Genomic DNA, 26,320 nt, shown 5'->3' with positions numbered 1-26,320 from the left:
CGAACGGATCACCCCGAAGACCCATGCTCTCATCGTCGCCGGGACCGAGGAACTGCTCGGCCGCTACGCGGACGAGTCGGGCCGCGTGCAGGTCCCGATCAAGGCCACCTTCCTCGCCGCAGGCAAGACGCCGGGGGGACCTCCCTCATCAGGACATGGGGGGCAGCAGTGCATCACCGACCAGCGGACACCGTCTCGCACGACGCACGTCGTCGAGTGCGAGGTCACGATCCTCAGCCGGTGCCAGCTTCCTCGGGGGTGCGACGGCACCGTCGGTGCGTCACCCGGCGGCTGCCCTCACCAGTGTGCGCAGCTGCTGCTCGACCTCGTCGGTCACCTCGAGCACGGCGAACGCGGTCGCCCAGAACGCGCCGTCATCGAGGTGGGCGTCCTCGTTGAACCCGATGGATCCGTAGCGGGTGCCGAACTTCGAGGCGGGCTGGTAGAACACCACGACCTTGCCGTCACGCGCATAGGACGGGAACCCGTACCAGGTCTTCGGATCGAGATGCGGCGCCTCCTGCGTCACGACCGCATGCAGACGCTCCGCGATCTTCCGGTCGGCGCCCTCCAGCGCGGCGATCGCATCGGCGCAGGCCTGCGCCTCACGCTCCTTCTTCGCCGCGCCCTTGGCCGGTTTGGCCTGCTCCCGCAGCTCGGCGGCCCGTTGCTTGATCGCACCCCGCTCGGCGGTGCTCAAGCCCTCTTCGCCGGTATCGCGCTTGTCTGCCATCAGTGATCTTCCTTCGCACGCTGCTGGATTCGGATGAGGTTGCCCGCGGGGTCCCGCACGGCGGCGTCGCGGACGCCGTAGTCCTGCTCGATCGGCTCCTGGACGACATCGACGCCCGATGCCGCGATCGCCGCGAACGTCTCGTCGAGGTCGTCCGCGGCGAGGTTGATCCCGAAATAGGTGCCCTTCGCGATCAGCGCCAGGATCGTCTCCCGCTCGTCGTCGGTGATGTCGTTGCCGACCCCCGGAGGGTGCAGGACGATCGCGGTGTCCGGCTGGTCCTTGGGGCCGACCGTGATCCACCGCATGTCGCCGTACCCGACGTCCAGGCGAACCTCGAAGCCGAGCACGTCCCGGTAGAAGGCCATGGATGCCTCCGGATCGACCTGCGGCAGGAAACTCGATGCGATCGTCACGTCCATGGGGTTCACGATACGAAGGCCGGGGGCGGCACCGCTTCTCGATTCCTGACCGGTTTCATGACGTGCCTGGCGATGCACGGGAGCATCCCCGGCCGATATGACGCGCCACCGTCGCGATAGACGCTCGGCGGAACCCCGACCAGCTCGGTGAAACGGGTGCTGAAGGTGCCCAGTGACTGGCACCCCACGGCGAAGCACACCTGCGTCACCGTCAGGTCGCCGCGACGCAGCAGGGCCATGGCCCGCTCGATCCGGCGCGTCATCAGGTACGAGTACGGCGACTCGCCGAAGGCCAGCTTGAACTGTCTCGACAGGTGACCCGCCGACAGATGCACACCCTGCGCCAGCGACTCGACATTGAGCGGCTGCGCATACTCGCGGTCCATGCGGTCCCGCACCCGGCGCAACAGCACCAGCGTCGCGACGTCCGGCCGCCCAGGAACACCCACGGATCCTATGGTCCCACGGCAGGGGCCTGTCGGGCGTACAGGTCGGCAGCCGGCGGGCACGCCGAGACGCGCAGGGAGGCTAGCCGACGACCGTGAAGCCGGGAGGGAGCTGACCTCGGCCGGTCAACGCGAGCAGGACAGATCGTCCCTCACCGAGGGTCACCGCGATGCGGGCCGCGAGCTGAGCGGCGTGGACGAGCACCGGCTCGGGGAAGGTGACGTCGACGCCGGTGGCGGCGCTGATGTCGTAGCTGTGCACGACCACCTCGAAGATGCGGGTCGACAGGTAGGTGCGCACCCGCATGCCACCGCCCATCACGGTGATCAACGCGTCCGGATCGGCGAGGCCAACCTTCGTGCGCGTGCGCTCGACGAGGTCACGGATCGTTTCGGCGGGTTGGGCCCCCAGATCCTCACCCGCGCGACGACCGCGTTCGGCGATCGCGTCGGGATCGGTCGCCTGGCGCGCAGCCAGGGCGTAGTACCGCTCGGGCGAATCGCTCGCCTCAGTGTCGGCCGGCTGATCGAGGTAGGTCAGCACGGTGACCAGGGCCCGGCTGGTGTGCCCCACCAGTCCGCGCACGTCCCACACCCCGAGCCCTGGGTCTCCATAGGCGGTCAGGTCGATCTTCTCGACGAGGTCGGCGAAGGTGGTGGCGGCCTGCAGATACAAGCGAGCGGTGTCAGCGGCTGGCTCGGACATGGTCCCTTCCTAGCACCTCGGGCCGGCCCGCTGACCCGGAAACCCAGCCCCAGGCACGGGCTCAGGTGCCTTGCGAGGTGGAAGCGGGCACCCACCTCGAGGATGTGCGGCTCTTGACAACATACAACCGTTTGGTTGTATGTTATGGATGTGAACGAGACGAGCGAGGATCGGGCGGATGCCTTCTTCCACGCTCTCGCAGACCGGACGAGGCGCGACATCCTGCGTCGCGTGCTCGCCGGAGAGCACTCGGTCACCGCGCTCGCGGCGAAGTACGAGATGAGCTTCGCCGCGGTGCAGAAGCACACCGCGATCCTCGAACGCGCCGGACTGATCACCAAACGCCGCAACGGCCGGGAGCAGCTCGCGAGCGGGGACGTGGAAGCGGTCCGCGCCGTCGCCTCGATGCTCACCGAGCTCGAAGACGTGTGGCGCGGCCGCATCGAGCGGATCGAGGCACTACTGGGCCACCATGCCCCCGACAAGGAGAACTGACATGCCAGTCATCGACCTCACCAAGGACATCGACAACCTCCGGCTCACGATCACCGCGCAGTTCGCTGCCCCCGTCGAGCGGGTGTGGGCGCTCTACGCCGACCCACGCCAGCTCGAGCAGGTATGGGGCCCGCCGGCCTACCCCGCGACCTTCGTCGACCACACGCTCACGGTCGGCGCGCGCTCGACGTACTACATGACCAGCCCCGACGGCGAGAAGTTCGCCGGCTGGTGGCTGATCACGGCCGTCGACCAGCCGAGCCGCTTCGCCTTCGACGACGGCTTCGCCGACCAGGACTTCAACCCGAATCCCGACCTGCCCATCTCCCACAACATCTACTCGTTCGACGCGCAGGACGGTGGGACGCGCGCGACCTTCCTCAGCTCCTACGACACCGCCGAGGGGCTGGCGCAGGTCCTTGAGATGGGCATCGAGGAGGGAGCGACCTTGGCCATCAACCAGATCGACGCCTTCCTCGCCTCCTGAGCCACTCCGGGCACCCGCTCTACGAACGGGTCCGGCTGGGAGGGAGCGGCTCGTGGAGCAGCGGGCTGAGCGGCATACGCATCGGGTATGCCGCTCACCTCACTGGCGCCGCAAGCACCGACAGCTCGACGTGCGAAGGGTGCTGCGTGTCGTGGAGGATCTCGACGGTGTTGGTCCGCATCGCCGTCCCGGTGCCGAAGGGCTCACCGGTGCCGAGGTTGCGCGCGTAGCGCGGGAACGCGCCGCCCGCGACCTGGACGCGCAACCGATGCCCTGCCCGGAAGCGGTAGGCGGTCGGGAAGAGCTCGAGGTCGACCGCGAGGACCCCGTCCGGTCCGATCGTGGCGTCGGGGGCAGGGACGGTGGCCGGGTCGAGGCGGCGGATACCGTCGACGACGTTGCGGGACACCTGCCTCTCGTCGACGTCGCACACCCGGACGAGCAGGTCCGCATAGGGGTGCTCCGCGCGCAGATGGATCCGAGCACGCACGCGGCCGACGACATCGAGGTCCGCGGCGAGGGGCTCCCCGGTGAAGACGAGCACGTCGCCACGACCCTCGAGTGCTGCGTTGTTCTGCTGCTTCGAGGGGGGCGTGAGTATCGGGCCACCCACGCTGGGCGTCGGATCCGCAGGATCATAGGTGAATCGGCTTGGTGGGACCGGGTCAGTAGGTGGAAGACCGGCGAGCGAGCCTGAGCCGCCGAGGTATTCAAAGTGGCTCTGTGCGCAGGGAGGGGGCCACGTCTCGAGCTCGAGCCACGTGTCGGTCGGCTGCAGGTTGATCCGGACCGGCGGGCCGGACGGGGTCGGTTCACCGTTCAGATGACTCCCGAGCCAGGCCAGGTCCGTCCGGAGCATCGTGGTGAACTCGTCGCGGTCGCCGTGCAGCCACGGGCCGACGACGAGCCTCGCCGGCACGCCCGCGGCCCGCAGTGCCGAGTAGTCGGCAAGCTGCTCGCGCACGAACGGGTCCCACCATCCGGTGACCATGCTGGTCGGCGGCATCCGGCTCAGGTCGGCGCCGGAGTGGTCCGAGCCGGACCAGAAGTGATCACCCGGGCCGGCGTGGGCGACGAAGTCACGCCAGAAGGCGACCGGCGCTCCGGCGACCGCGACGTCGAGGGCCTGGACGGGCAGGCGCTGCATCGCGCGGCGGGCCCTGCTCACGTAGGCCGAGGTCGTCGCCATCTGGACCGAGAAGCTCATCCACTCCTGCCGGCCGACCTGGGCACTCCACTGCAGGGCGTTCTGCAGCTGCGGCACCCCGTTGTCGTAGAAGGCGGCACCGATCCGAGCGGCGGTGATGTGGGGTGAGACGCACTCGAGCGGGGGGTCGACGTACGGAGCGACGGCCCACTGGGTGTGGCCGAAGTAGCTGGCGCCGGCCATGGCGACGCGACCGTCGCACCACGACTGGTCCCGCACCCACTCGACCGTCGCGAGCCCGTCCTCGTGCTCGGTGGTGAACGGCCGGAACTGGCCGCCGGAGCCGAAGGTCCCCCGGATCGCTTGGATGAACACCTGGAAGCCGTGGCGCGCATAGAGGGACCCGAAGAGAACCTTGAAGGGTCCATTCCTGCCGTACGGCAGCCTGATGAGCACGACCGGCAGCGGACCCTCGACGTCGGCCGGTCGGTAGAGGTCCCCCATGAGGTTGACGCCGTCGGGCATCGGCGTGGCAAGGTCCCGCACGACAACGGACCGGTGGGTGCCTCGCTCGAGTCCGAAGAACGCGTCGACCACGCGGGCTCCGGCTCGCCTCGAGTAGCCACGGGCAGCAGCCGCCGATCCGCTGAACGGCCTGCGGGACTGGGCTTCACGTGCCAACGACGATTCCTCCCTCTCCCCCGACCGTACGCCGCGCGGCTGGGACACACGGACCACCCGTGACCCGGGGGATCCGGGCGGCGCAAGGGACAAGGCGCAGGTCCGGGCTCAGGGCGAGTGGCGCCGCAGGAGCAGCTCGAGGGCCGCCGCCTGGCGCCGCTTGACCTCGGCCTCGGCGGGATCGTGCGGTTCGAGATGGCCGGCGGCAGCTCTCAGGTCGTCGGCCTCGCGGCGCACCAGCCCGTGGACGTCGGCGTGGGTGAGATCGCGACGGTCCCCCTCGGCGGCGGCCCGGGCCGGCACGGACAGCCTACGGACGGGCACCTCGCCGCGACGTGGTGCCACCGAACGACCACTATCCCGGCGGCCTGGGCATGTCGAGCAGGCAGGGTCGGCGCGCGGCCGGAGAGGGGTCGTCCCACGGAACCGCGGTCTGGCGGCCGATGCCCGGAGCGTCACTGGCCGATCTCGCCCGAGCGGTGAGGCCGCCTCGGACGGTGCGCTCATACGGCGGTATGCCGCTGACTCAGCCCCACGCGGACGATGGCCCGTGCACGGGGGCCGACTGGGCGGCCTACCGGCCACGGGTGCCGGTCGGAGGCTACTGCCCGGTGCGGCCGTCGATGCACTCGCGGAGCAGGTCGGCATGGCCCGCGTGACGTGCGTACTCCTCGACGACGTGGACCAGGATGTCCCGGATCGACGCCGTCCCGTCGTGCACGGCGATCTGCTCGCCGAGATCGGCGCCGGCCTGACCGTCGAGCCATTCGTCGGCGCTGGCGATCTCGGCCTTCCAGGTCGCGAACGCCTCCTGCACGGTCGCCGGATCGGCCGTGGCACCGGCGAAGTCGCCGTCCGGGTCGTCTGCGCTCTTGTAGAGACGGGGTCCCGCGGTGCGGCCCTGCAGGACACGCTGGAACCAGTGGTTCTCCATCTGGGCGAGATGCCGGATCAGCCCGAGCAGGCTGAGGGTGCTCGGGGGCACGGATCGGCGAGCGAGGTCGTCGGGGCCGAGCCCCTCGCACTTCAGCTCGATCGTGAGCCGGTAGTTCGTCAGGTACTCACGGTAGGTCTCCAGCTCGCCGACCGGGTTGCCGTACGTGCGCGGGTCCTTCTCGGGGGTCGTCCAGCGGTCGCTCATCCCTTGATCAAACCGCGGTAGGGGTGCGGGCGGCAATGATGACGCTGGTGAGACGGGTGGGGCGGGTGGAAGTAGGACGGGCGGGAGTGAGAGGGGCGAGGCGATCCTCGCGTCGGGCAGCGGACCGAAAACCCGCGGATACGCGAGTCGCACCGCTCGACTGTCCCCACCCGCTCCTATGCTGCGTGCGGGACGAAGCGAGACCGGTCTGAAGGCCGGGGACGAGAGTGTGGCACATGCGAGTGGTGACCGTGACCGACCAGCCGCCGGAGTGGGTCCGGAAGCTGAGCCGGTCGGACCTCGAGAACCTGTTCGGCACGACGACGGTGCGACGCGGCGTCACCTACCAGCGCAGACGTGCCGTCCGTGACCTGAGCTACGGCCCGGACGGCGAGTCCCTCGTTGCGACCGTCCAGGGCACCCAGCGCTACACGACGATCGTGACCCCCGAGTGCGACGGGAGCAACCCCTTCGTGAGCGGCATCGAGGTCGAGCTGTCAAGCGACTGCAGCTGTCCCATGGAGTACAGCTGCAAGCACGTCGTGGCCGTCGTCCTCGAGGCCCAGTCACGACGTGACCCGGCCCGCGGCGCGGCCGGTCGAGGCGTGGCCGCCCCGAGCTGGCAGGCCCTGCTCGACCCGGTTCTACACGCCGAGGACCACACGGCCGGCGCGCCGGACACGACACCGCTCGCGCTACTCATCGACGTCGTGCGCGACTCACGACCCGGCGGTGGGTCGATACCACGCCTCCAGCTCCGCCCGCTCGTCCCCGGCGCGAGCGGCGGGTGGATCCGCACCGGCATCAGCTGGGCCGACCTGCAGTACTCGTACACGGGGCGGCGGGTCAATCCCGTGCACCGCGAGGCCCTGGCGGCGATCTATACGGCCGAGCGGGTCCGCTCCTCGTCCTACTACAGCGCCAGCCAGTGGATCTCGGCCGACCAGGTGGGGCCCCGCATCTGGGGGCTGCTCGAGGACGCCAGCGCCGCCGGGGTCACCCTCGTGACCGGCCAGAAAGGGGCGCGAGAGGCCCGGATCGCGAACGATCCGGCGACGGTCCTGATCGACACGACGAGGAGCGCATCGGGCGACCTCACCGTGCGGCCCCGTCTCCGCATCCCAGGCGTCGAAGGTGCGCCGGTCCCGGTCGGCGCGCCGGCCCATGGCGTCTTCGTCCAGGCCCAGTCCGGTCTGACGCTCGCCCGGCTCGACCACACCCTCACCGCTCCGCTGGCCACCCTCGTCGGCAACGTCGGCACTCTGACGATTCCCGCTGCCGACGCCGATCGGTTCCTCACGCACTATTATCCCGCCCTGCGCCAGCGAGCAACGGTCGAGTCGCCGGACGGCAGCGTCGACTTCCCGGCGGTGCAGCCCCCGCGTCTCGCCGTGCACGTCGCTTTCGAGGATGACCATCGCACCCGGCTGCGCTGGACGTTCCGCTACACGGTGGGCCACGAGAGCACCGACGCGCCGCTGCTGCCGGCCGGCGCTGCACCCGGCGCACCTGCCGACGCGCTCGCGATGGTCCGCGACGCCGCGGCGGAGGAGGCGCTCCTCGAGAGCCTCGAGATGCTCGACGGTGCGCCAGGCCTGCGCGTGCCGCGGCCCGGCAGGACTCGGCTCGGCGTCGTCGTCGACCCGGTTCTCGAGGGCTGGGCCACCGTCGCGTTCGTCCGTGACGTCCTGCCGGGCCTGCTCGAGCGCCACGACATCGACGTCACGGTCGTCGGCACCCCGCTCGACTACACCGAGGCCGACTGCACACCCGTCGTGACCGTGTCGACCCACGACCTCGAGCCGGCGCCCCAGGGTGAGCTCGATCTCGACCTGGGCACCGGCCTCGCCGGAGACGACGGGCCGCAGGAGGACTGGTTCGACCTCGGCATCGTCGTCACCGTCGCCGGCGAGGAGGTCCCCCTCGCGTCACTGCTGACTTCACTCGGCCGCGGCGACGAGCAGCTCATCCTCGGCAGCGGCACGTGGTTCCCTCTCGATATTCCCGAGTTGCACGCCCTGCGCCGCATCGTCGAGGAGGCCCGTGCGCTGCAGGACCACGAGTCGGAGGGGCTGCGCATCAACCGCTACCAGGCGGGCCTGTGGGAGGAGCTCGTCGCGCTCGGGGTCGTCGCGCACCAGAGCGAGCGGTGGGCACAGTCCGTGGGTGCCCTGCTCGCGTTGGAGGAGCTGCCGCACCCCGACCCGCCGTCGGCGCTGGACGCGACGCTGCGGCCATACCAGCTGGACGGATACCAGTGGCTCTCGTTCCTCCGGGAGCACCGGCTGGGCGGCATCCTGGCCGACGACATGGGGCTGGGCAAGACGCTGCAGACCCTCACCATGGCCGAGCGGGCGCGTGAGGACGGCCTGCTCACCGCCGAGGCTCCCCTGCTCGTCGTCGCCCCGACCAGCGTCGTCGGTGCCTGGCTGCGGGAGGCCGAGAAGTTCACACCGAAGCTGACCGTCGCTGCGGTCACGCAGACCATGCACAGGTCCGGCCTCTCGCTTGCCGACGCCATCGACGGCGCCCATGTCGTCGTCACGTCCTATGCACTGTTCCGCATCGACGAGGAGCACTACACCGGGCACGAGTGGGGCGGCCTCGTGCTCGACGAGGCCCAGTTCGTCAAGAACCACCAGTCGAAGACCTACCAGGTGGCCCGCCGGCTGCGGGCCCCGGTCAAGCTCGCCATCACCGGCACGCCCCTGGAGAACTCCCTGATGGATCTCTGGGCACTGCTCTCGATCGTCGCGCCCGGCCTCTTCCCGACCCCGCAGCGCTTCGGCGAGCTCTACCGCAAGCCGATCGAGTCGGGCGAGTCGCCCGAGCTGCTCGCCACGCTGCGCCGCCGGATCCGTCCGCTCATGCTGCGACGCACGAAGGAGTCCGTCGCCGTCGACCTGCCGCCCAAGGTCGAGCAGCTAGTCCCGGTGACCCTGAACCCCCAGCACCGCCGGGTCTACGACACACACCTGCACCGCGAGCGACAGCGGATCCTGGGGTTGCTCGACGACGTCGACCGCAACCGGATCGCGATCCTCACCGCGCTGACGAAGCTGCGCCAGCTCAGTCTCGACGTGCACCTCGTCGAGCCGGAAGCCTCGTCGAGGATCCGCTCGAGCAAGGTCGACGCCCTGCTCGACCAGCTCGTCTCGGTCGCCGCCGAGGGACACCGCTGCCTGGTCTTCAGCCAGTTCACGCGGTTCCTGGGCATCGTGCGGCAACGCCTCGTCGCCGAGGGCCTCGAGCACGTCTACCTCGACGGGCGCACACGCAACCGCCCCAAGCGGATCGCGGAGTTCACCGAGGGCGACGCGCCCGTGTTCCTCATCAGCCTCAAGGCGGGCGGCTCGGGCCTGACGCTCACCGAGGCCGACTATGTCTTCGTCCTCGACCCGTGGTGGAACCCTGCCGTCGAGGCCCAAGCCGTCGACCGGGCTCACCGAATCGGGCAGGACAAGACCGTCATGGTCTACCGCCTCGTCTCGGAGGGGACCATCGAGGAGAAGGTCGTCGCCCTGCAGGAGCGCAAACGTGACCTGTTCGCGCGGGTCGTCGACGACGGCGGGCTGATGGGGGCACCGCTGAGTGCAGACGACATCCGGGGGCTGCTCGAGGGATGACCGCGCGGTACCACCGAGGATCGCCAGGTCGGCCTCGCGTGGGTGCCTGTGCAAGGCCGATGAGGGGATAGGACCGGCAGCGGGAACGGCCTCGTCAGTCCCGGATCAGTGGTAGAGACGCTGGTGGATCCGGTGGGTCAGGCAGACCATGGCCAGATCACGGCGGACACCTCGTCTGCGCTGCTGCCCTCCTCGAGGCCGAAGGCCAGCTCGTCGTCCGGTTTCCCGATCGCCTGCTGCACCTGCCGGGCCTCGCGCTTGGGCACGTCGTGGTCGATCAGGACGTCACCGAGCAGCTGCCGCAGGATCCGGGCCTCCGTCTCGTCCGCCTCACCGAGCACCGCGAGGCACACGTCGCGCCAAGCCCACTCGGTGGGCACACCGCATGTGCTCGATGGTAGGTCAGGCCGTGGCCAGGGGTCCGAAGCCGTGGCGATCCCCCGGTTGACGGCGCCGACGAATCGACGCGCCTGGCGTCGGCTTTGCCGGTGTGACACGGGACCTTTGGCACTGCCTCGCTCTTCGCGTGGTGCCTAGCGTGGTCACGCACCATGAGGAGGTTGTCATGCAGGGAGTGTCCGCGTACGAGACCCGGCCGTTCCTCAAGGTCCGCCGTGCCTATACAGACATCCTGACGGCCAGCCGGCGCAAGGACATCATCCATGGACTCTTCGAGATTGACGTGACCGAACCGCGGCGGGTGGTGCAGGCACGCAGAGCGGCCGGTGAGGACATCTCCTTCACGGCCTTCGTGCTGCACGCTGTGGCCCGCGCGGTCGACGAGAACAAGGTTCTGCACGCCTACCGCCGGCGCAACCGGCTGATCCTGTTCCACGACGTCGACGTCAACACCCAGATCGAGGCCGAGGTCGCCGGACAGCGCATAGTCCAGTCGCTGGTTGTCCGGGCGGCCAACCGCAGGAGCGTCGAGGACCTGACTCACGAGATCCGCTCGGCGCAGGGTTCTGACGTTGAGTCCGAACGCCGGTATCGGCGGACGCTGACGTTTCTCAGCCTGCCGCGGGCGCTGCGCACACTCGCCTGGCGGGTCGTCCTGGATGAGCCGAGGCTGTTCAAGAAGCTCGGCGGCACCGTCGCGCTCAGCTCGATCGGCATGTTCGGTCCGACCGGGGGGTGGGGTATCCCCGTCGGACCGGCGACGTTGATGATCACGGTCGGAGGCGTCGCGTGCAGGCCCGCCTACGTGGAGGGGCGGCTCGAGGAACGGCAACTGCTCGCTGTCACCGTCTCGGTCGACCACGCGATCGTCGATGGTGCCGCGGCCGGCCGCTTCGCCCGGCGGCTGGCCGAACTGATCGAGTCAGCCAGCGGGCTTGCCGAATCCGGTTGACCCAGCTCGTGCTCGGCATCGAGCGACGCCGCGTTGACTCTCCCCCCGACTTCAAGAGATCGACTGCGCGTAGCCCGCGAGCGCCCCGGCGTACAGGTCCGAGACACGGCCACCCGACTCGACGTGCCGGCCCACGTCCCGTCCTGACGCGGCGTGCGCTGCGTGGCATGGAACAGACCCGGGCCGCCGCGGCGGGTTCATCGCGCAAAGGCCGAAAGGGTCCGGGTGTCGCCGCGGCCGGACGGTGCGCCCGGCCTACGGTCGGGTTGCCTCGGCGAGCCCCTCGAGGAGCCGGTCGATGTCGGAGTCGTTGGTGTATGGCGCCAGACCGACCCGCAGCCCGCCGGTGGCGCCGAGACCGAGGTGGTGGCTGCACTCCCAGGCGTAGAAATGCCCGGCGGGGGCGTTGACGCCCCGATCCGCGAGCCGGCGCCGGACGTCCTGCACGTCATGGCCGTCGAAGGTCATGAGCATCGTGGGGGTTCGCCGGGCGGCGTTGCTGTGCCGACGGATTCCGTCGATCCGGCGCAGACCGTGCTCAAGCCTGTCGCTCAGCCGCTTCTCGTGCTCGTCGAGCGCGGCGAAGGAGGCAACCAGTCGTTCGCGACGGGTCGACCCCGCGGCCTCCTCGGCCAGCGTGGCAAGGAAGTCGATGGCTGCGGTGGTGCCCGCCAGCAGCTCATAGGGCAGGGTGCCGAGCTCGAACCGCTCCGGTACGACATCGGTCGAGGGGACGAGCTTGTCGGGCCGAAGACTCTCGAGCAGTGCCGGGGCGGCCGCAAGCACCCCATGGTGCGGCCCGAGGAACTTGTACGGCGAGCAGACCCAGAAGTCGGCCCCCTCTGTTGCCACGTCGACCGACACGTGCGCCGTCGCGTGCACGCCGTCGACGTAGAAGAGGGCCCCGGCGTCGTGCGCGACCTTGGCGATGGCCGGCAGGTCGGGACGTGTCCCGATGAGGTTCGAGGCGGCCGTGACGGCGACGACCTTCGTGCGCGAGCCCACGACCGAGGCGACGTCGGCAGCGGTCAGCTCACCACTGGCTGGGTCGAACTCGGCGAACCGGATGCTAGCCCCGACAGCCTCGGCGGCCAGGACCCATGGCCTGACGTTGGCGTCGTGGTCGAGCCGGCTCACGACGACCTCGTCGCCCACGGTCCAGCCGCGAGCCAGGGTCCGCGCGACGAGGAACGTCAGCGCGGTCGCCGACCGGCCGAACACCACCCCGTCAGGGTCGACGGCGAGCAGGTCGCCGACGGCGTCGCGCGCAGCGTGGACGACCCCCTCGGCCCGTCGCTCCGCTGCGCTCACCTCGCCTCGGTTGGAGATCCCCGACACGAGGGTCGCGGCCACCGCCTCGGCGACGACGTCGGGGGTCTGCGTGCCACCGGGGCCGTCGAAGAAGGCCGTCCCGTCGGCGAGCGCGGGGAAGCGGTCTCTGGTCGCGTCGACGTCGTAGCGCATGCCACAGTGTCCCAGCCCCCTGTGGCAGACCAGGAGTGGGCTCACCGCCGCCCCGCCGGCTGCCGCCCCGGCGGCTGGGTCACCGGGGCCACCCTGCCCAGCGCCGGTACGTCGAGGGTGACCGGCTCGCCGGTCCGCAGCAGGACCTGCTCACCGTGGTGATGGGTCTGCAGCGGCTCGCCCTCGAGCAGCCGGTAGGTCACGGTCTGCTCACCGGCAACGATGGCCGGTGGGTCGTCCGAACCACCACGGGCTCGATCACCACTTGCTGGGTCACCACTGGGCCGGTCTGCCACGCGCCGGATCTCCACGTCGACAACCCGGCCGGCGAAGCGCATGCAGAAGCTCAGACGGCTCAGCATCGGGGGCAGCCTCGGTGCGAACGTCAGCTCGCCGTCGTGGTCGCGCATCCCACCGAACCCGGCCACGGCGACCATCCAGCTGCCGGCCAGCGCCGCGATGTGCAGGCCACTGTTGACGTTGCCGTAGAGGTTGTGCAGGTCACTGAAGGCCGTCTCGGCCCAGTAGTCGTGGGCGAGCTGCAGGTGCCCGACCTCCGCGGCGATGATCGCCTGGGTCGCCGCCGAGAGGGACGAGTCACGCACCGTCCGCGCCTCGTAGTAGGCGAAGTCGCGAACCTTCTCATCTGCCGTGAAGGCGTCACCGCGCAGGTGGAGCGCGAGCACGAGGTCGGCCTGCTTGACGACCTGCTTCCGGTAGAGCTCGAAGTACGGGTAGTGGAGCAGGAGCGGATACTTCTCCGGTGGTGTCCGCTCGAAGTCCCACTCACCGTGCCGGGTGAACCCCTCTGACTGGGGATGCACTCCGAGCGCACGGTCATACGGGAAGTAGACCGCGTCGGCAGCCGCGCGCCACTCGGTGATCTCGTGATCGGTCACCCCGAGGCGGGCCGCCGTCTCGACACACCGCCCACAGGCTTGCACGGCCTCGCGCAGGTTCCGTTGCGCCATGAGGTTCGTGTAGACGTTGTCGTCGACGACAGCCGTGTACTCGTCCGGCCCGGTCACGCCGTGGATGCGGAAGTCGCCGGAGCGGGTGAAGTGCCCCAGCGACATCCACAGGCGCGCCGTCTCGACAAGGAGCTCGGCGCCATACCGCCGCTCGAACTCCTCGTCCTGCGTGGCCGCCACGTACCGCGCGGTCGCATCGGCGATCGCCGCAGCGAGGTGGAAGGCGGCGGTACCGGCGGGCCAGTAGCCCGAGCACTCCTGCCCGTTGATCGTGCGCCAGGCGAAGGCGGCACCCCGCAGGCCGAGCACCTCGGCACGGGCCCGTGCCATCGGGAGAGTCCGGTGACGCCAGATGAGCGCGCCCCGGGCCGCCTGGGGGAAGGTGTAGGTCAGGACGGGCAGGACGAAGGTCTCGGTGTCCCAGAAGGCGTGGCCGTCATATCCCGGACCGGTCAGGCCCTTGGCCGGGATCGCGTCACGTTGGCTCCCCGACCCGGCCTGCAGGACGTGGAACGTCGAGACCCGGACCGCCTGCTGCAGCTCGGCGTCACCGTCGATCTCGACGTCGGCCGCCCGCCAGAAGTCGTCGAGGAACTCGCGCTGCCGCGTGGCCAGCCCGTCCCACCCGATGAGCCCGGCCACCGTGAGGGCGCCGTCGACCTGGTCCCGCAGTGCCGGTGCCGACCGGCGGTGCGACCAGCCGTAGGCGAGCAGCTTGACGAGGTGCAGGCTCTCGCCGCGCCGCACCGACGCCGCGACGGTCAGCCGGGCCAGGTCGGGGTCGACGGTCAGCTGCCGGCTGATCTGCTCCGGCCCGGCCGTGACATGGCGCATGCCGGCGGCGACGCGCAGGCCGCTCTTAGGGGTGCGATGGACCAGGACGGCGTGGTCCACGGCGCGCTCACCGAGCTCACTCTGCAGGGGGCACTCCAGCACCGCCGCCTCCCGCGGATCGCCCGTGCCGCCGTCCGGGGGTTCGTTCGCGATCAGGTCCGACTGGATGGCGAGATACAGGTCACCGTCGAGCGGGGTCACCTCGTACTTGATGGCCGCGATCGTGCGGTAGGCGAAGGACACCAGCCGCTGCGAGGTGACCCGCACCCGGGCTCCGACCGGCGAGGTCCAGTCGGTGGTGCGGTGCAGGATGCCGGTCCGCAGGTCGAGGAACCGCTCGTGACGGTCCACCGTGCCGTATCGGGTGTCGAACGGCGAGTCGCCGACGATGAGACGGACCAGCTTGCCGTCCGTGATGTTCACGACGGTCTGGCCCGACTCCGGGAAGCCGTAGCCGGCCTCGGGGTGCGGCAGGGGACGCTCCTCGTAGAAGCCGTTGATGTAGGTGCCCGACCGGACCCGCGGCTCGCCCTCATCGAGGGAGCCGCGCAGCCCGATGTGGCCGTTGGCCAAGGTGAACAGCGACTCGGTCACGGCCAGCTGTTGCAGGTCGTCGGGCCCCCACGTGAGCCGCCACGGGTCCGGCCCGTCCGTCACCCCGTTCACGAATCCTCCAGCAGCTCAGTGAGATCGGTGACGACACGGTCCGCGCCCGACCGCTGGAGCGCCTCGCCCTGTCCGGCCCGGTCGACCCCGACGACGAATCCGAAGTGGCCCGCCCGGCCGGCGGCCACACCCGCGAGCGCGTCCTCGAAGACCACGGCCTGGGCCGGCTCGACCCCCAAGGCCTGGGCCCCGGCGAGGAAGGTGTCCGGGGCCGGCTTGCCGGCCAGACCATCCCGTGCGGCGACCACGCCGTCGATGCGTGCGTCGATGTAGTCCGTGAGGTGGGCGGCCCGCAGCACCGCCCCGGCGTTGGCGGACGCGGTGACGACGGCGACGGCAAGGCCCGCGTCGCGCGCCGCCCGCAGGTAGGCAACCGAGTCCGGATAGACGTGTACGCCCTCCGCGGCAAGGCGCCGCAGCAGCAGCGCGTTCTTGCGGTTGCCGATGCCGGCGACCGTGTCCTGATCCGGAGGGTCGTCTGGGTCACCCTCGGGGCGGGCCAGCCCACGCGAGGCGAGGAAGTCGCGCACCCCGTCGAGCCGTCTCTTCCCGTCGACGTGGCGCAGGTAGTCCTCCTCGGTGAACGGCGCCTGACCGGCCGCCGCGAGCAGCGGGTCGAAGGTCTCCTTCCACGCCGCGCGGTGCACCAGAGCGGTGCGGGTCAGCACCCCGTCGAGGTCGAACAGGCAGGCGCGGATCTGCTCCGGCAGACCTAGCGTGACACCCACCCGGCCACCATAGCCCGTGAGGACGCTTGTGCCGTATGCCGTTCACCCGGCTCCGTGCGGAGGCGACCTGCGCGCGGGGCGGGCTGAGCGGCATACGGCCCAGACGGGCTGACCCGACACTTGCGCCCGGGCGTAGCCTGCAAGGAGATGGGCACTGATGGTCACGAGAGGCGAGAGATGAGTGACGAGTTCGACTGGACCGGTGTGGTGGACTACTCCAAGCGAGTGGTCCTCGATCCCCCCAAGACGCAGTACGAGCTCCCCGGAGTCACCGAGGAGGACCACGTCGGAGTGCCCGTCGCTGTCGTCCCGCTCTGGCACGCCGTCGTCACGGCGAAGCTCAGCTTCCCTCCCGACGACCACGACACTCTGCGGGCGGCTCAGCAGCGGCTGGCTGCCGCGCTGGCCACGGTCGAGCGCGTCTATCCGCTCGGACCGTCAGGAATCTTCCTCCAGGTCGCCTACGGGCTGCCCTACTTCCGCGAGCGGATCCCCGCGTCGGTCACCGACGAGCTCTTCCCCCGCTCGGCGTTGCCCGGCAGCGAGGGCGAGTGGGCGATCGTCGACTCGATCCGCTTCCCGAAGGATCCCGAGTCGATCGTCCTCGAGCAGCAGGACGTCGTCTTCCACCTCAAGAGCGACTACCGCGACCACATCGACCGGGTCATCGGCGCCCTGTTCCGTCCTGGCGAGCAGGAGCTCAACGGCATCCCCGCGGACGGGACGTTCGTGGGCGACCTGATGTCGGTCACCTCGATGCGGCGCGGCTTCGCCGGGCATGGCATGCCCGCGGTCGTCGGCCAGCGGATGGGCATCCCCGGTGCCGAGCACGTCCCGGCCGGGGCGATGCTCTTCATGGGCTTCACCTCGAGCCACAAGGACGGGCTGGCCGGGGGCAACCTGCCGAGCTTCGAGACGCTGCCCGGCTACACCAACGTCACGGCCGACGACTACTTCGCCGGGGGCACCGCGATGCACCTGTCGCACATCGGGATCGAGCTGGACCGGTGGTACGAGCTCACTCACAAGGACCGGCTCGCTCGGGTGTTCCATCCGCGGCGCACCGAAGGGCCCGACGTGCTCTCGCCCGACCAGTCGCCGGCAACGGTCACCTTCGAGGAGCAGCGCGACAAGGACGCCGAGACAGGAGTGCTCGGCCACAACGAGCAGATGCAGTTCCTGTCGCGGCTCAAGGAGGACACGACGACGGCCTATGGCGAGAAGCTGCCGCGCGGCACCGTCATGTTCCTGCGCCAGGACTTCAACACCGTGGAGAACCCGTTCGGCTTCTCGACCGACGAGCCGATGAGCTCACGCCCCCGGGCGGGCGTGCACTTCATCGGCTTCGGCCCGTCGTCACAGCATTTCGAGCTGATGCGCCTCGAGATGGACAGCATCCACCACCAGGACCGCTACCACCTCGCCGACGACGACATCGGGTTCACCGGCTTCCTCGACACGACGCACCGGCAGAACCTCATGCTCCCGCCCCGGGCACACCGGTCCATGCCGCTCGGCGAGCTGGTCTGAGCCCGTCCGCCGACGTTGCGGTCACGGGGTGGTGAGGTAGCGGCGCAGCGTCCGGTGCCACCGGTTCGCCCGGACGCCGGTCGTCAGCGCGACGCCGGCACAGTACTTGCTGACCAGGACGTCCCGCTGGCCGCAGGATCGCAGCAGCCGATCAGCGGCGCTGCGCCCCGCTTCCGACTTCGTCTCGAGCAGCACCCGACCCGGTGGGATGACAACCGTGCCGTCGCCCGGGCCTTCGAACTCCAGGTCGGCGTCGCAGGTGATCCGCAGCCCACCTGCGGCGTGCACGAGCGTCATGCGCCGGTAGCGGCTGCGCAGCACCGGCCGCAGGTCCTCGACCTGGGGGCGGCCGGCGAGATGGCTGCCCACGAACTCACGCCCGCCGGAGTGGATCCGCAGCAGGTCCTCGCGCTGCCAGTCCAGCCGGTGCTTGACCGTCTCGCCGCGCCCGCCCTTGGCCTTGACCTCGAGCATCGTCAGGCCGGAGTCGGCGTAGAGCCGCGTGCGCACCTTGTGCCGGATCCGACGACCCTGCGCGTGGTCGCGGAAGAGGCGCAGGTCGGGCGTGTCGAAGTAGATCGACTCGTAGCCGAAGACCCGCCGGCCGTCGATCTCGAGGACGCGCAGGTCGGGGCCGAGCGTCTCGACGAGCACGTCGAGAACCGAGAGCGGGACGAGGTACTTCTGGTCGACGCGGGTCTGCAGGTCCGACCCCTCGGCGAGCTCGGCGAGGGTGATCGGTTCAAGGTCGGCACCGAGCCGCGCCAGATGGTGGCGGTCGGCGGGCGGGTTGCCCGACCCGGCCGGACCTGTCCCCCGAGCCCGGGGGGGCGGAGCCGTCAGCGTGCTCATGACGCCACCAGGGACGGCACCTGCACCGGGGTGTGCCGCGGCTGCATCCCGTCGACCGGGACGTAGACGACCTCGAGGACGGTCACGTCGCGCACGAGGTCGACCTCGCGGACGTCGAGGCGCTGGACGCGCCCACCGACCGTGAATGCGACCGTGCTCTCGAGCTCGGCCGGATCGAGGATCGCGGTGTCGAGGGTAAGGGTGAGGGTGTGCGACCGACGCGCCCAGCGAGGGTGGTCCGCGACGACGACGACCGTGAGCAGCAGCACCGAGAAGGCCGGGGTCGCCCACCACGCGATCGGGGCGAGACCTGCGATGAGGCCGAGCGCGAGCGCCGAGAAGTAGTAGGCGACCTCGGCCTGGCTGATCGGGTCGGAGCGGAGCCGGATGATCGACAGGACGCCGAAGAGCCCGAGGCCGAGTCCGACGCCCGCCTGGGCCGAGCCGAGCGCGGTGGCGACGGCGAGGACCCCGACGTTGAGGGCGAGGTAGGCGAACATGAGGTCCCGGCGGCGGTGGCGGCGGTAGTAGAGGCCGACCGCCAGCACGGTCGCGGCGATCAGATCGGTGAGGATGGCAATGGTCATCGTCGTCATGGGGTGTCTCCTTTGCTGTCTGAGGACCACTCTGGCGGCCGCTCGTGGGATGCCGATGAGGCCTCGATGAGAGGACTCTCATCGATTCGAGGGCTGGCGTCCGGCCCGGTTTCGGGCACAGTAGAGTCATGCGGCACCTGCGCGTCACGCTCTCGATCCTGCTGGTCGTGCCGGTGGCCGCTGCCGTCATCTGGGTCCTGGCCAGCCTGCTCGTCCGGCCCAGCACGCCCGATCTCGGGCCCGCTGTCCTGGTCCAGCCGACGGTTCCTGCGACGCCCAGCACCCGGCCCACCACATCTGCCCCGCCGACGGCACCTGCGCGGCCGTCGACCGGGACCGCCACTGCGAAACCGGCTGCGCCGCCCAGCAGAGCGCCACAGCCTGCCAAGCCGCCCAGGCAGGCGCCGGGAGCGGTCCCCGCCAACCCGACGATCGCCTGCCCGGCGGGTCAGGACAGTGATCCGGACGACGACGCGGACGACGTCGACGACGACCCGTGCGACGACTGACGAGCGCCACCCGCGGACGAGAGCCCGCGCCACGCAGCACCCGAGCCCGCCTCGTCGGGCTGATGAGCCTGGCACTGGCGCTGGCCCTCGCCGGGTTGGTCGCCCTGGTCAGCGCGGTCCTCTTCTCCCGAGCCGACGCCACCCTCGCCGATGAGCTCACCCACGAGGCGGCGAAGCTGCGCACCTACGCGGCGTCGGCGCTCGACCCCGCAACGGGCAAGCCCTACGAGGACGTCGACGCCTTCCTCGCGGCGTTCCTGCGGACCAATGTCCCGGACTTCGACGAGACGTTCTTCTCGGTAGTCGACGGGGCGGCGGCCCAGCGCAGCCCCTTCCCCCCACCCACTCGGCTCGACCTGGATCCGGCCATCGTCGAGTGGGCTGCCGCCGCACACGAGCCCGGGACCCGGGTGGTGCCCACCGCGGTCGGGCCGGTCCACCTCGCAGCGATCCCGGTGCAGGTCGAGGCCGACCCCCGCGAGGCGGCGCTCGTCATCGGGGTCTTCGCTCGCGGAGAACGCCAGACCGCCCGCGACACCACCGTGCTCCTCGCCCTGTCGGCCGGGGCTGCCCTGCTCCTCGCGTCGGGGGCGAGCTGGTTCGTCGCCGGCCGGATCCTCGCACCGATCCGGCTCGTCCGGAGCACCGCTCAGCAGATCAGCGAGTCCGACCTCAGCCGTCGCATCGACGTACGAGGAGACGACGACGTCGCGGCGCTTGCCCGGACGTTCAACTCGATGCTCGACCGGCTCGAGGCCGCGTTCACCGGACAGCGCGCGTTCCTGCACGACATCGGGCACGAGCTGCGCACGCCACTGACCATCGTGCGCGGCCACCTGGAGCTCATGAGCGACGACCCGGATGAGCTCGAGGAGACCCGAGGGCTCGTCCTCGACGAGATCGACCGGATGCACCGGCTCGTCGACGACCTGACGACCCTTGCCGCGTCGGAGGAACCTGGCTTCGTGCGGCTCGGCCTGGTCGACGCAGCCCATCTCACCATCGAGGTCGTTGCGAAGGCCCGGCCCCTCGGCGATCGACGCTGGCTCGTCGACCACCTGGCCGAGACCGACTTTCCCGGCGACGAGCACCGGCTGACCCAAGCGCTCATGCAGCTGATCGCCAACGCCATGAAGCACACGTCCGACGGCCAGACCATCGCCGTCGGATCGTCCGTCGCCGGTGACCGCATCCGGCTGTGGGTTCGAGACGAAGGGACCGGCGTGCCTCGAGAGGAGATGTCCCGAATCTTCGAGCGGCATACGCGCGGGGCCGGGGAGTCCGGCCGGTCAGGCAGCGGGCTTGGGCTGGCGATCGTCACGTCCATAGCGCAGGGCCACAATGGCCGGGTGGAGCTGACCAGCGCGCCGGGCGCGGGAGCGACCTTCACCCTCGAGCTGCCACTCGGTGCGGTCGCAACCTACCCGCGCCTCGCGCTACCGACCCAGCCGGCTCCGGCCGTGACCCAGCCACTTCCCGTGGAAGACTCGCGGGCCGAGCACAGGCAGGAGCAGCCATGAACCGGATTCTCATCGCCGAGGACGAGCAGCGCATCGCGGCGTTCCTCGACAAGGGCCTGCGGCGCAACGGCTTCACGACCGAGATCGCGAATGACGGGTCAGCCGCCTATGCCTTGGCGAGCAGCGGCGCGTTCGACCTGCTCATCCTCGACATCGGTCTGCCCGAGGTCGACGGGTTCTCGGTGCTGCGCCGGCTCCGGGGGGAGCACCACGAGATCCCGGTCATCATCCTCACCGCTCGTGGCGAGGTCGACGACACCGTCGCGGGCCTCGATGCAGGGGCGGATGACTACATGCGCAAGCCGTTCGCCTTCGACGAGCTGCTCGCCCGCATCCGGCTGCGGCTGCGCAGCACCGCCAAGCCGGAGGAGATCGTGCTGCGCAGCGGGGACCTCACCCTCGACCTGCGCACCCGCCGCGCGGCGACGGGTGGTCGGCAGGTCGAGCTCACCGCCCGGGAGTTCGGGCTGCTCGAGACCTTCCTGCGCCACCCGGACCAGGTGCTGACCCGGGAGCAGCTGCTCAGCCGGGTGTGGGGCTTCCACTTCGACCCGGGCTCCAACGTCGTCGACGTCTACGTCCGCTACCTGCGCGGCAAACTCGGGGACGACCGGATCGAGACCGTCCGCGGCATCGGCTACCGCCTGGTGCCCTGACCTCGCCGCGCCCGATGCACGAGAAGCCCCGTCACGATGTCTCGTGACGGGGCTTCGTCAGCGTCCTAGATGTGGAACAGCGAGTCGCGGTCGACCATGTCGTAGCGGCTGATGACCTCGCCGATCCATGCGATGAACTCACTCAATGTAGGTGGCCTCCTGGTGCCAGTTGCGGTTGCTCTCCGAGCACGCCATCGGGCACGAGACGAGAATGCGGCTGCGCCGCCTCACCCGGCACAGCGCACAACCCGTGGAGAGTATTCCCGACCCGGACGTCGACCCGGGCGCTCAGCCCGCGACGCGCGCACCGCTCAGGGTGAGATGTGGTCGAGGTGCCGACCCCGCGTGTACGGGGCGAACTGGACGAGGATCGCTGATACGACGAGGAATCCGGAGATGAACAGCAGGGCCCAGACCACCGGCAGATGCGGCAGGATCGGGGCGATCACGAGCACGCCGATGCCGCCACCGATGTGGCCGACCCCGTCGACGATGGCGAAGCCGGTCGTGCGGGCGCGGGTCGGGAAGGACTCCGCCGTGAGCGCGTAGGTGGGCGAGACCCACAGGTTGAACCCGGCGAAGATGATGATGGCACCGATGAAGGACTGCCAGACGCGGGTGCCGGCATAGGCGACGATGAGCGCACCGATGATCGTCGTGAGTGCACCGATCGGCAACCAGGCACGACGGGGGAGCCGCTCGACATAGGCGCTCATGATGAGCGCCTCCGCGACGAAGCCGAAGGTCCCGACGGCGGCGGCCGAGAAGCCGGCGTGGTAGCCCCACTTCTCGCGCAGGAAGCCGACCATCGTGGAGATGTTCGGCTTGAGCAGGCCGGTGCCGAGCGCGACGAGGGCGATGCCGAGCCACGCGGTGGCGGTCGCCGGAACCGCGAGGCTGAGGTGGCCCGCCATGATGACGACCCGTCCGTAGAGGGTCGAGCGGCGAGCGGCGATGAGCCGGTCTGCCGCGTAGCCGCCGACGACGGAAAGCAGGTAGACGGACGCCCCGTGGATCGTGTGCGACGGAAGCCGACATGCACGAAGGAGAGGATGGAAGAAGGAGAGGACCTCCCCCTCCTCTCCACTTCTAATCTATAGCGCACCGGGGGTCTTGCGGCAAGACCCCCTGGTTGTCTCAGAATTGCCGGTCTGGCCTCCCTCTGCACGATCGGAAGTGCTGCCATGACTGCGCTGCCCACCACTGCGTTCGACCTGCCCGACCGCCTCACCGCCAAGACCGAGCCTGCTCTCATCGGTGCGGACGAGACCCATTTCGCTGCTCTCGCAGAGTGTCTCGACCGGACGATCGCGGGCCTCACCGACCGTCTGGCCGTCGCGCGCCGGGCCCCGACCGGGTCGGGCCAGCGGGCCCTGGACCGCGACCAGGAGGTGCACCGGCTCAGCGCCCGTCTGCGGGTGCTGCGTCGCTACGGCCTCGACCTGTGTCTCGGGCACATGGTCTTGGCCGACGAGCCCAAACCTGTCTACGTGGGGCGGATCGGCCTGCGGGACAACGAGGGACACACGCTGCTGCTCGACTGGCGCACCCCGGCGGCCGGGCCGTTCTTCGGCGCGACCCACGGCAACCCGATGGGCCTGGCCCGGCGCCGACGGTACCGCTGGACCGGCGGGCGGGTCAGCGACTACTGGGACGAGGTCTTCACCGCTGAAGGGCTGGAGGGGCGTGCCGCGCTCGACGACCAGTCGGCCTTCATCGCGAGCCTCGGCGGCCACCGGTCGGCGCGGATGCGTGACGTGCTCGCCACGATCCAGTCCGACCAGGACGCCATCATCCGCGCAGGGTCGCGCGGCGCGCTCGTGGTCGACGGCGGGCCCGGGACAGGCAAGACGGTCGTCGCGCTGCACCGGGCGGCATACCTGTTGTACTCCGACCCACGCCTCGGCCATCACCGCGGCGACGTCCTTGTCGTCGGCCCACACCAGCCCTATCTGGCCTATGTGGGTGACGTGCTGCCCGGCCTCGGCGAGGAGGGCGTGCAGACCTGCACGCTGCGCGACCTCGTGTCCGAGGGAGTCTCGGCCGGCATCGAGGCCGACCCGGAGGTGGCGCGCCTGAAGGCGAGCGCCGAGATGGTCACGGCGATCGAGCCGGCGGCCCGGCTCTACGAGGAACCGCCGACCGACGGGATGGCGATCGAGACCGACTGGTCCTCGGTGTGGGTCAGCCCGGAGGACTGGGCCGATGCGTTCCGCGCACCCGCGCCGGGCACCCCACACAACGAGGCCCGCGACGACATCCGGGACGAGCTGCTCGCGATCCTGGTCGACAGGCACGAGGCGGATGACGTCCCGCCCGAACGGGTCCGGGCCTGCCTAGTGCGCAACGAGGAGCTGAGCGTCGCCCTCAACCGGGCGTGGCCGATCCTCGAGGCGACCGACCTCGTCGGTGACCTCTGGTCGGTGCCCGCGTACCTGCACAGGTGCGCTCCGTGGCTGTCTCGTGACGAGGTCCGGTTGCTGCAGCGGGCCGACCCCCAAGCCTGGACGCTCTGCGACCTGCCCCTGCTCGACGCCGCCCGGCAGCGACTCGGGGACCCCGAGGCCTCGAGGCGTCGGCGCCGACAGGAGGCGGCCCTCGCCGCGGAACGGGAGGAGATGGACCGGGTCGTCGAGCACCTCGTCGCCACCGACGACTCGGAGATGCACGTCATGTCCATGCTGCGCGGCGCGGACCTGCAGGACGCATTGGTGGGGGACGCCACGCTGCTGCGGCCCGAACCGGACCTGCTGGCAGGCCCGTTCGCCCACATCGTCGTCGACGAGGCCCAGGAGCTCACCGACGCGGAGTGGCAGATGGTGCTCTCGCGTTGCCCATCGCGCAGCCTCACCATCGTCGGCGACCGGGCCCAGGCCCGACATGGGTTCACCGAGACGTGGGAGCAGCGGCTCGAGCGGATCGGGCTGGACAGAGTCACCCTCGCCACCCTCGGCATCAACTATCGCACGCCGGCCGCGGTCATGGCGGCGGCCGAACCGGTCATCCGGGCCGCGATCCCGGATGCGAACGTGCCCACCTCGATTCGCGAGAACGGCGTCCCGGTCCGGCACGGGTGCGCCGCGGAGCGGGACGGCATCCTCGCGGCCTGGCTCGAGACCCACGCCGAGGGGGTCGCCTGCGTCATCGGCGACCCCACGTTCCGGGCCACGTCATGGGTGCGGTCGCTGACGGCTGAGCTGGCCAAGGGACTCGAGTTCGACCTCGTCGTGCTGCTCGACCCCGAGTCCTTCGGCACGGGCATCGAGGGGGCGGTCGACCGCTATGTCGCGATGACCCGGGCCACCGGCCAGCTGGTCGTCCTCGGGCCATCCCCGGGCTGACCGTCAGCTCGTGCCGGGTAGCACGGTGCCGTGTACGTACGGACACAACAAGTCCGCCCTGCCCGCTCCGCCTACGCACGAGCGGCTGTTCCCGTCGGGACTTGTTGTGTTCTTGCGTACGCACCTGCGACTGCCCACACGTTGCCCGATGACTCTCGGCCTGCATCTTTCAGACTGAACAGACTGTGCAATAAAGATTGTGTCCGTTGCACAGTTTGCCTATCACGCCTACCGTAGGTTTATGCAGACAACAGCAACCGTCCCGGCCCCTGCCCGCCGCGACGCGACCGGGTGGGCGCCATGGACGCCGCTGCCCGCCGTCCCCGACGCCGAGCTGCTCGAGCTCTACCGCCTCATGACGGCGGTCCGGCACCTCGACGTGTCGGCGATCGCCTGGCAGCGCCAGGGCATCCTGCCCGCGTATGCCCCCGAACTCGGTCAGGAGGCCGCACAGGTCGGCTCGGTCCTCGCCCTCGACCTGACCCGTGACTTCGTCTTCCCGACCTACCGCGAGATGGGCGTCGCCCGAGCCGCCGGTGTCGACATGGTCGAGTACATGTCGAGCCACCTGGCCACCTGGCACGGCGGCCTCTGGGACGCCGCGAGCACCCATGTGGCCCCGCTTCAGGCGGTCGTCGCCGGGTCGGTCCTGCACGCGGTCGGCTGGGCGCACGGACAGACGCTCCGCGCCCGTGCAGCAGCCGATGCCACGAGCGGGTCGCCGGTATGCGATCTCGGCGTCGCGATCACCTACCTCGGTGACGGCGCTTCGAGCCAGGGCGACGTGCACGAGGCGATGAACTTCGCCGCCGTCTTCAGGGCTCCCGTCGTGTTCTTCGTCCAGAACAACGGCTGGGCGATCTCCGTCCCGACCGAGCAGCAGGTGGCCGGCGGCAGCGTCGCGGCACGGGGCGCGGGCTACCGCATCCCGGCCCTGCAGGTCGACGGCAACGACGCCGAGGCGGTGCTCACGGCGACCCGGCGCGCGGTCGCCCACGCCCGCAGCGGTCACGGCCCGGTCATCGTCGAGGCGATGACCTACCGCCGCGGGCCGCACTCGACGTCCGACGACCCGGGCCGCTATCGCACCCTCGAGCAGGAACGAGCCGACGCCGGCGCCGACCCGGTCGTGAGCCTGCGTCAGCGGCTGATCGCCGAAGACATCTGCGACACCGCCACGCTCGACGCGGCCGACACCGCGGCAGCCGCCGAGGCGGAGACCGTCCGCACCGGCCTGCTGGCACTGGGCCCACGCCCCGGCGCTGAGATGTTCGACCTCGTCTTCGCCGAGCCCACCGACGAGCTGACGCGACAGAAGGCCGCCTGGCGAGAGGAGTCCGAGCATGCCTGAGACCCTGACCCCAGACGCGATGACCCCAGACGCGATGACCCCAGACGCGATGACACCAGACACAGTG

The 26,320-nt window shown here is 70.4% G+C and carries 23 protein-coding genes and 1 pseudogene; 10 read left to right on the top strand and 14 right to left on the bottom strand.

Annotation, left to right across the window (positions count from 1 at the left end; all coding sequences use genetic code 11):
- Positions 1-280 precede the first annotated feature (280 nt).
- The 4 genes from L0H79_RS08145 to L0H79_RS08130 form a co-directional block, all read right to left on the bottom strand.
- A complete protein-coding gene (locus tag L0H79_RS08145) occupies positions 281-733 on the bottom strand; it encodes a hypothetical protein (protein WP_301484092.1) in 453 nt (150 codons plus the stop codon).
- On the bottom strand, positions 733-1,155 hold the full coding sequence (locus tag L0H79_RS08140; protein WP_301484091.1) for a VOC family protein: 423 nt from the start codon (positions 1,153-1,155) through the stop codon (positions 733-735). The genes L0H79_RS08145 and L0H79_RS08140 overlap by 1 nt, the downstream gene beginning before the upstream one ends.
- Positions 1,156-1,160: 5 nt before the next feature.
- Positions 1,161-1,541, bottom strand: a complete 381-nt coding sequence (locus L0H79_RS08135) for a helix-turn-helix transcriptional regulator (protein WP_301484095.1) — start codon at positions 1,539-1,541, stop codon at positions 1,161-1,163.
- A 142-nt stretch (positions 1,542-1,683) separates the two neighbouring features.
- Positions 1,684-2,307 (bottom strand): maleylpyruvate isomerase N-terminal domain-containing protein, encoded by a 624-nt coding sequence (locus L0H79_RS08130; protein WP_301484090.1) that lies wholly within the window; start codon positions 2,305-2,307, stop codon positions 1,684-1,686.
- 144 nt (positions 2,308-2,451) lie between these two features.
- Here L0H79_RS08130 and L0H79_RS08125 point away from each other — a divergent pair, with 144 nt between their 5' ends.
- On the top strand, positions 2,452-2,802 hold the full coding sequence (locus L0H79_RS08125) for a helix-turn-helix transcriptional regulator (protein WP_301484089.1): 351 nt from the start codon (positions 2,452-2,454) through the stop codon (positions 2,800-2,802).
- 1 nt (position 2,803) lies between these two features.
- Positions 2,804-3,289 carry an SRPBCC domain-containing protein gene (locus L0H79_RS08120; RefSeq protein WP_301484088.1) on the top strand — a complete coding sequence of 162 codons (486 nt, stop codon included), beginning with the start codon at positions 2,804-2,806 and terminating at the stop codon, positions 3,287-3,289.
- Positions 3,290-3,383: 94 nt separating this feature from the next.
- On the opposite strand, the gene L0H79_RS08115 is transcribed toward L0H79_RS08120, so the two are convergent.
- The 3 genes from L0H79_RS08115 to L0H79_RS08105 all read right to left on the bottom strand — a co-directional run bounded on the left by L0H79_RS08115 (position 3,384) and on the right by L0H79_RS08105 (position 6,258).
- Complete coding sequence (locus L0H79_RS08115; protein WP_301484087.1) at positions 3,384-5,117, bottom strand: CocE/NonD family hydrolase; 1,734 nt, start codon at positions 5,115-5,117, stop codon at positions 3,384-3,386.
- A gap of 108 nt (positions 5,118-5,225) precedes the next feature.
- The gene (locus L0H79_RS08110) at positions 5,226-5,462 is read right to left on the bottom strand and encodes a hypothetical protein (RefSeq protein WP_301484086.1); all 237 of its coding nucleotides are present in this window, start codon (positions 5,460-5,462) and stop codon (positions 5,226-5,228) included.
- A 256-nt stretch (positions 5,463-5,718) separates the two neighbouring features.
- Positions 5,719-6,258: a DinB family protein gene (locus tag L0H79_RS08105; protein WP_301484085.1), complete on the bottom strand. Its 540-nt coding sequence runs from the start codon at positions 6,256-6,258 to the stop codon at positions 5,719-5,721.
- A gap of 236 nt (positions 6,259-6,494) precedes the next feature.
- On the opposite strand from L0H79_RS08105, the gene L0H79_RS08100 reads away from it, so the two are divergent.
- Positions 6,495-9,884: a DEAD/DEAH box helicase gene (locus tag L0H79_RS08100; RefSeq protein ID WP_301484084.1), complete on the top strand. Its 3,390-nt coding sequence runs from the start codon at positions 6,495-6,497 to the stop codon at positions 9,882-9,884.
- 137 nt (positions 9,885-10,021) lie between these two features.
- On the opposite strand, the gene L0H79_RS08095 is transcribed toward L0H79_RS08100, so the two are convergent.
- On the bottom strand, positions 10,022-10,264 hold the full coding sequence (locus L0H79_RS08095; protein WP_301484083.1) for a hypothetical protein: 243 nt from the start codon (positions 10,262-10,264) through the stop codon (positions 10,022-10,024).
- A gap of 185 nt (positions 10,265-10,449) precedes the next feature.
- Here L0H79_RS08095 and L0H79_RS08090 point away from each other — a divergent pair, with 185 nt between their 5' ends.
- Positions 10,450-11,235: a 2-oxo acid dehydrogenase subunit E2 gene (locus L0H79_RS08090; protein ID WP_301484082.1), complete on the top strand. Its 786-nt coding sequence runs from the start codon at positions 10,450-10,452 to the stop codon at positions 11,233-11,235.
- Positions 11,236-11,490: 255 nt separating this feature from the next.
- Here L0H79_RS08090 and L0H79_RS08085 read toward each other — a convergent pair whose 3' ends face one another.
- From L0H79_RS08085 to L0H79_RS08075, 3 genes are read right to left on the bottom strand one after another with little or no spacing between them, the layout of a single operon-like run.
- On the bottom strand, positions 11,491-12,699 hold the full coding sequence (locus tag L0H79_RS08085; RefSeq protein ID WP_301484081.1) for a cysteine desulfurase-like protein: 1,209 nt from the start codon (positions 12,697-12,699) through the stop codon (positions 11,491-11,493).
- 41 nt (positions 12,700-12,740) lie between these two features.
- Positions 12,741-15,170, bottom strand: coding sequence for a glycoside hydrolase family 65 protein (locus tag L0H79_RS08080; RefSeq protein WP_301484080.1), 2,430 nt, complete (start codon positions 15,168-15,170; stop codon positions 12,741-12,743).
- Positions 15,167-15,898 (bottom strand): HAD family phosphatase, encoded by a 732-nt coding sequence (locus tag L0H79_RS08075; RefSeq protein WP_301484079.1) that lies wholly within the window; start codon positions 15,896-15,898, stop codon positions 15,167-15,169. The genes L0H79_RS08080 and L0H79_RS08075 overlap by 4 nt, the downstream gene beginning before the upstream one ends.
- A gap of 177 nt (positions 15,899-16,075) precedes the next feature.
- On the opposite strand from L0H79_RS08075, the gene L0H79_RS08070 reads away from it, so the two are divergent.
- Complete coding sequence (locus tag L0H79_RS08070) at positions 16,076-17,428, top strand: hypothetical protein (RefSeq protein ID WP_301484078.1); 1,353 nt, start codon at positions 16,076-16,078, stop codon at positions 17,426-17,428.
- A 21-nt stretch (positions 17,429-17,449) separates the two neighbouring features.
- Here the strand turns inward: L0H79_RS08070 and L0H79_RS08065 are convergent, their stop codons facing one another.
- Both L0H79_RS08065 and L0H79_RS08060 read right to left on the bottom strand, forming a co-directional pair.
- Positions 17,450-18,280: a polyphosphate polymerase domain-containing protein gene (locus L0H79_RS08065; protein ID WP_301484077.1), complete on the bottom strand. Its 831-nt coding sequence runs from the start codon at positions 18,278-18,280 to the stop codon at positions 17,450-17,452.
- The gene (locus L0H79_RS08060; protein ID WP_301484076.1) at positions 18,277-18,876 is read right to left on the bottom strand and encodes a DUF4956 domain-containing protein; all 600 of its coding nucleotides are present in this window, start codon (positions 18,874-18,876) and stop codon (positions 18,277-18,279) included. Before L0H79_RS08060 ends, L0H79_RS08065 begins: the two co-directional genes overlap by 4 nt.
- Before the next feature lie 128 nt (positions 18,877-19,004).
- On the opposite strand from L0H79_RS08060, the gene L0H79_RS08055 reads away from it, so the two are divergent.
- The 3 genes from L0H79_RS08055 to L0H79_RS08045 all read left to right on the top strand — a co-directional run bounded on the left by L0H79_RS08055 (position 19,005) and on the right by L0H79_RS08045 (position 21,561).
- A complete protein-coding gene (locus tag L0H79_RS08055; RefSeq protein WP_301484075.1) occupies positions 19,005-19,385 on the top strand; it encodes a hypothetical protein in 381 nt (126 codons plus the stop codon).
- Between the two features lie 62 nt (positions 19,386-19,447).
- A complete protein-coding gene (locus L0H79_RS08050; RefSeq protein ID WP_301484074.1) occupies positions 19,448-20,905 on the top strand; it encodes a cell wall metabolism sensor histidine kinase WalK in 1,458 nt (485 codons plus the stop codon).
- Positions 20,902-21,561 carry a response regulator transcription factor gene (locus L0H79_RS08045; RefSeq protein WP_301484073.1) on the top strand — a complete coding sequence of 220 codons (660 nt, stop codon included), beginning with the start codon at positions 20,902-20,904 and terminating at the stop codon, positions 21,559-21,561. The genes L0H79_RS08050 and L0H79_RS08045 overlap by 4 nt, the downstream gene beginning before the upstream one ends.
- A gap of 311 nt (positions 21,562-21,872) precedes the next feature.
- Here the strand turns inward: L0H79_RS08045 and L0H79_RS08040 are convergent.
- Positions 21,873-22,574 (bottom strand): annotated as a pseudogene (locus tag L0H79_RS08040) (MFS transporter); the annotation flags it as partial.
- 171 nt (positions 22,575-22,745) lie between these two features.
- On the opposite strand from L0H79_RS08040, the gene helR reads away from it, so the two are divergent.
- Together helR and L0H79_RS08030 are read left to right on the top strand one after the other, a co-directional pair.
- Positions 22,746-24,902 carry an RNA polymerase recycling motor ATPase HelR gene (helR, locus tag L0H79_RS08035; protein WP_301484072.1) on the top strand — a complete coding sequence of 719 codons (2,157 nt, stop codon included), beginning with the start codon at positions 22,746-22,748 and terminating at the stop codon, positions 24,900-24,902.
- Between the two features lie 355 nt (positions 24,903-25,257).
- A complete protein-coding gene (locus L0H79_RS08030; RefSeq protein ID WP_301484093.1) occupies positions 25,258-26,253 on the top strand; it encodes a thiamine pyrophosphate-dependent enzyme in 996 nt (331 codons plus the stop codon).
- Positions 26,254-26,320 lie beyond the last annotated feature (67 nt).

The organism is Intrasporangium sp., from assembly GCF_030452765.1.
In the GTDB taxonomy this organism is placed as follows: Bacteria; Actinomycetota; Actinomycetes; order Actinomycetales; family Dermatophilaceae; genus Intrasporangium_A.
The sequence above is the reverse complement of the archived record's forward strand: the minus strand, read 5'-3'. Positions and strand labels throughout refer to the sequence as shown.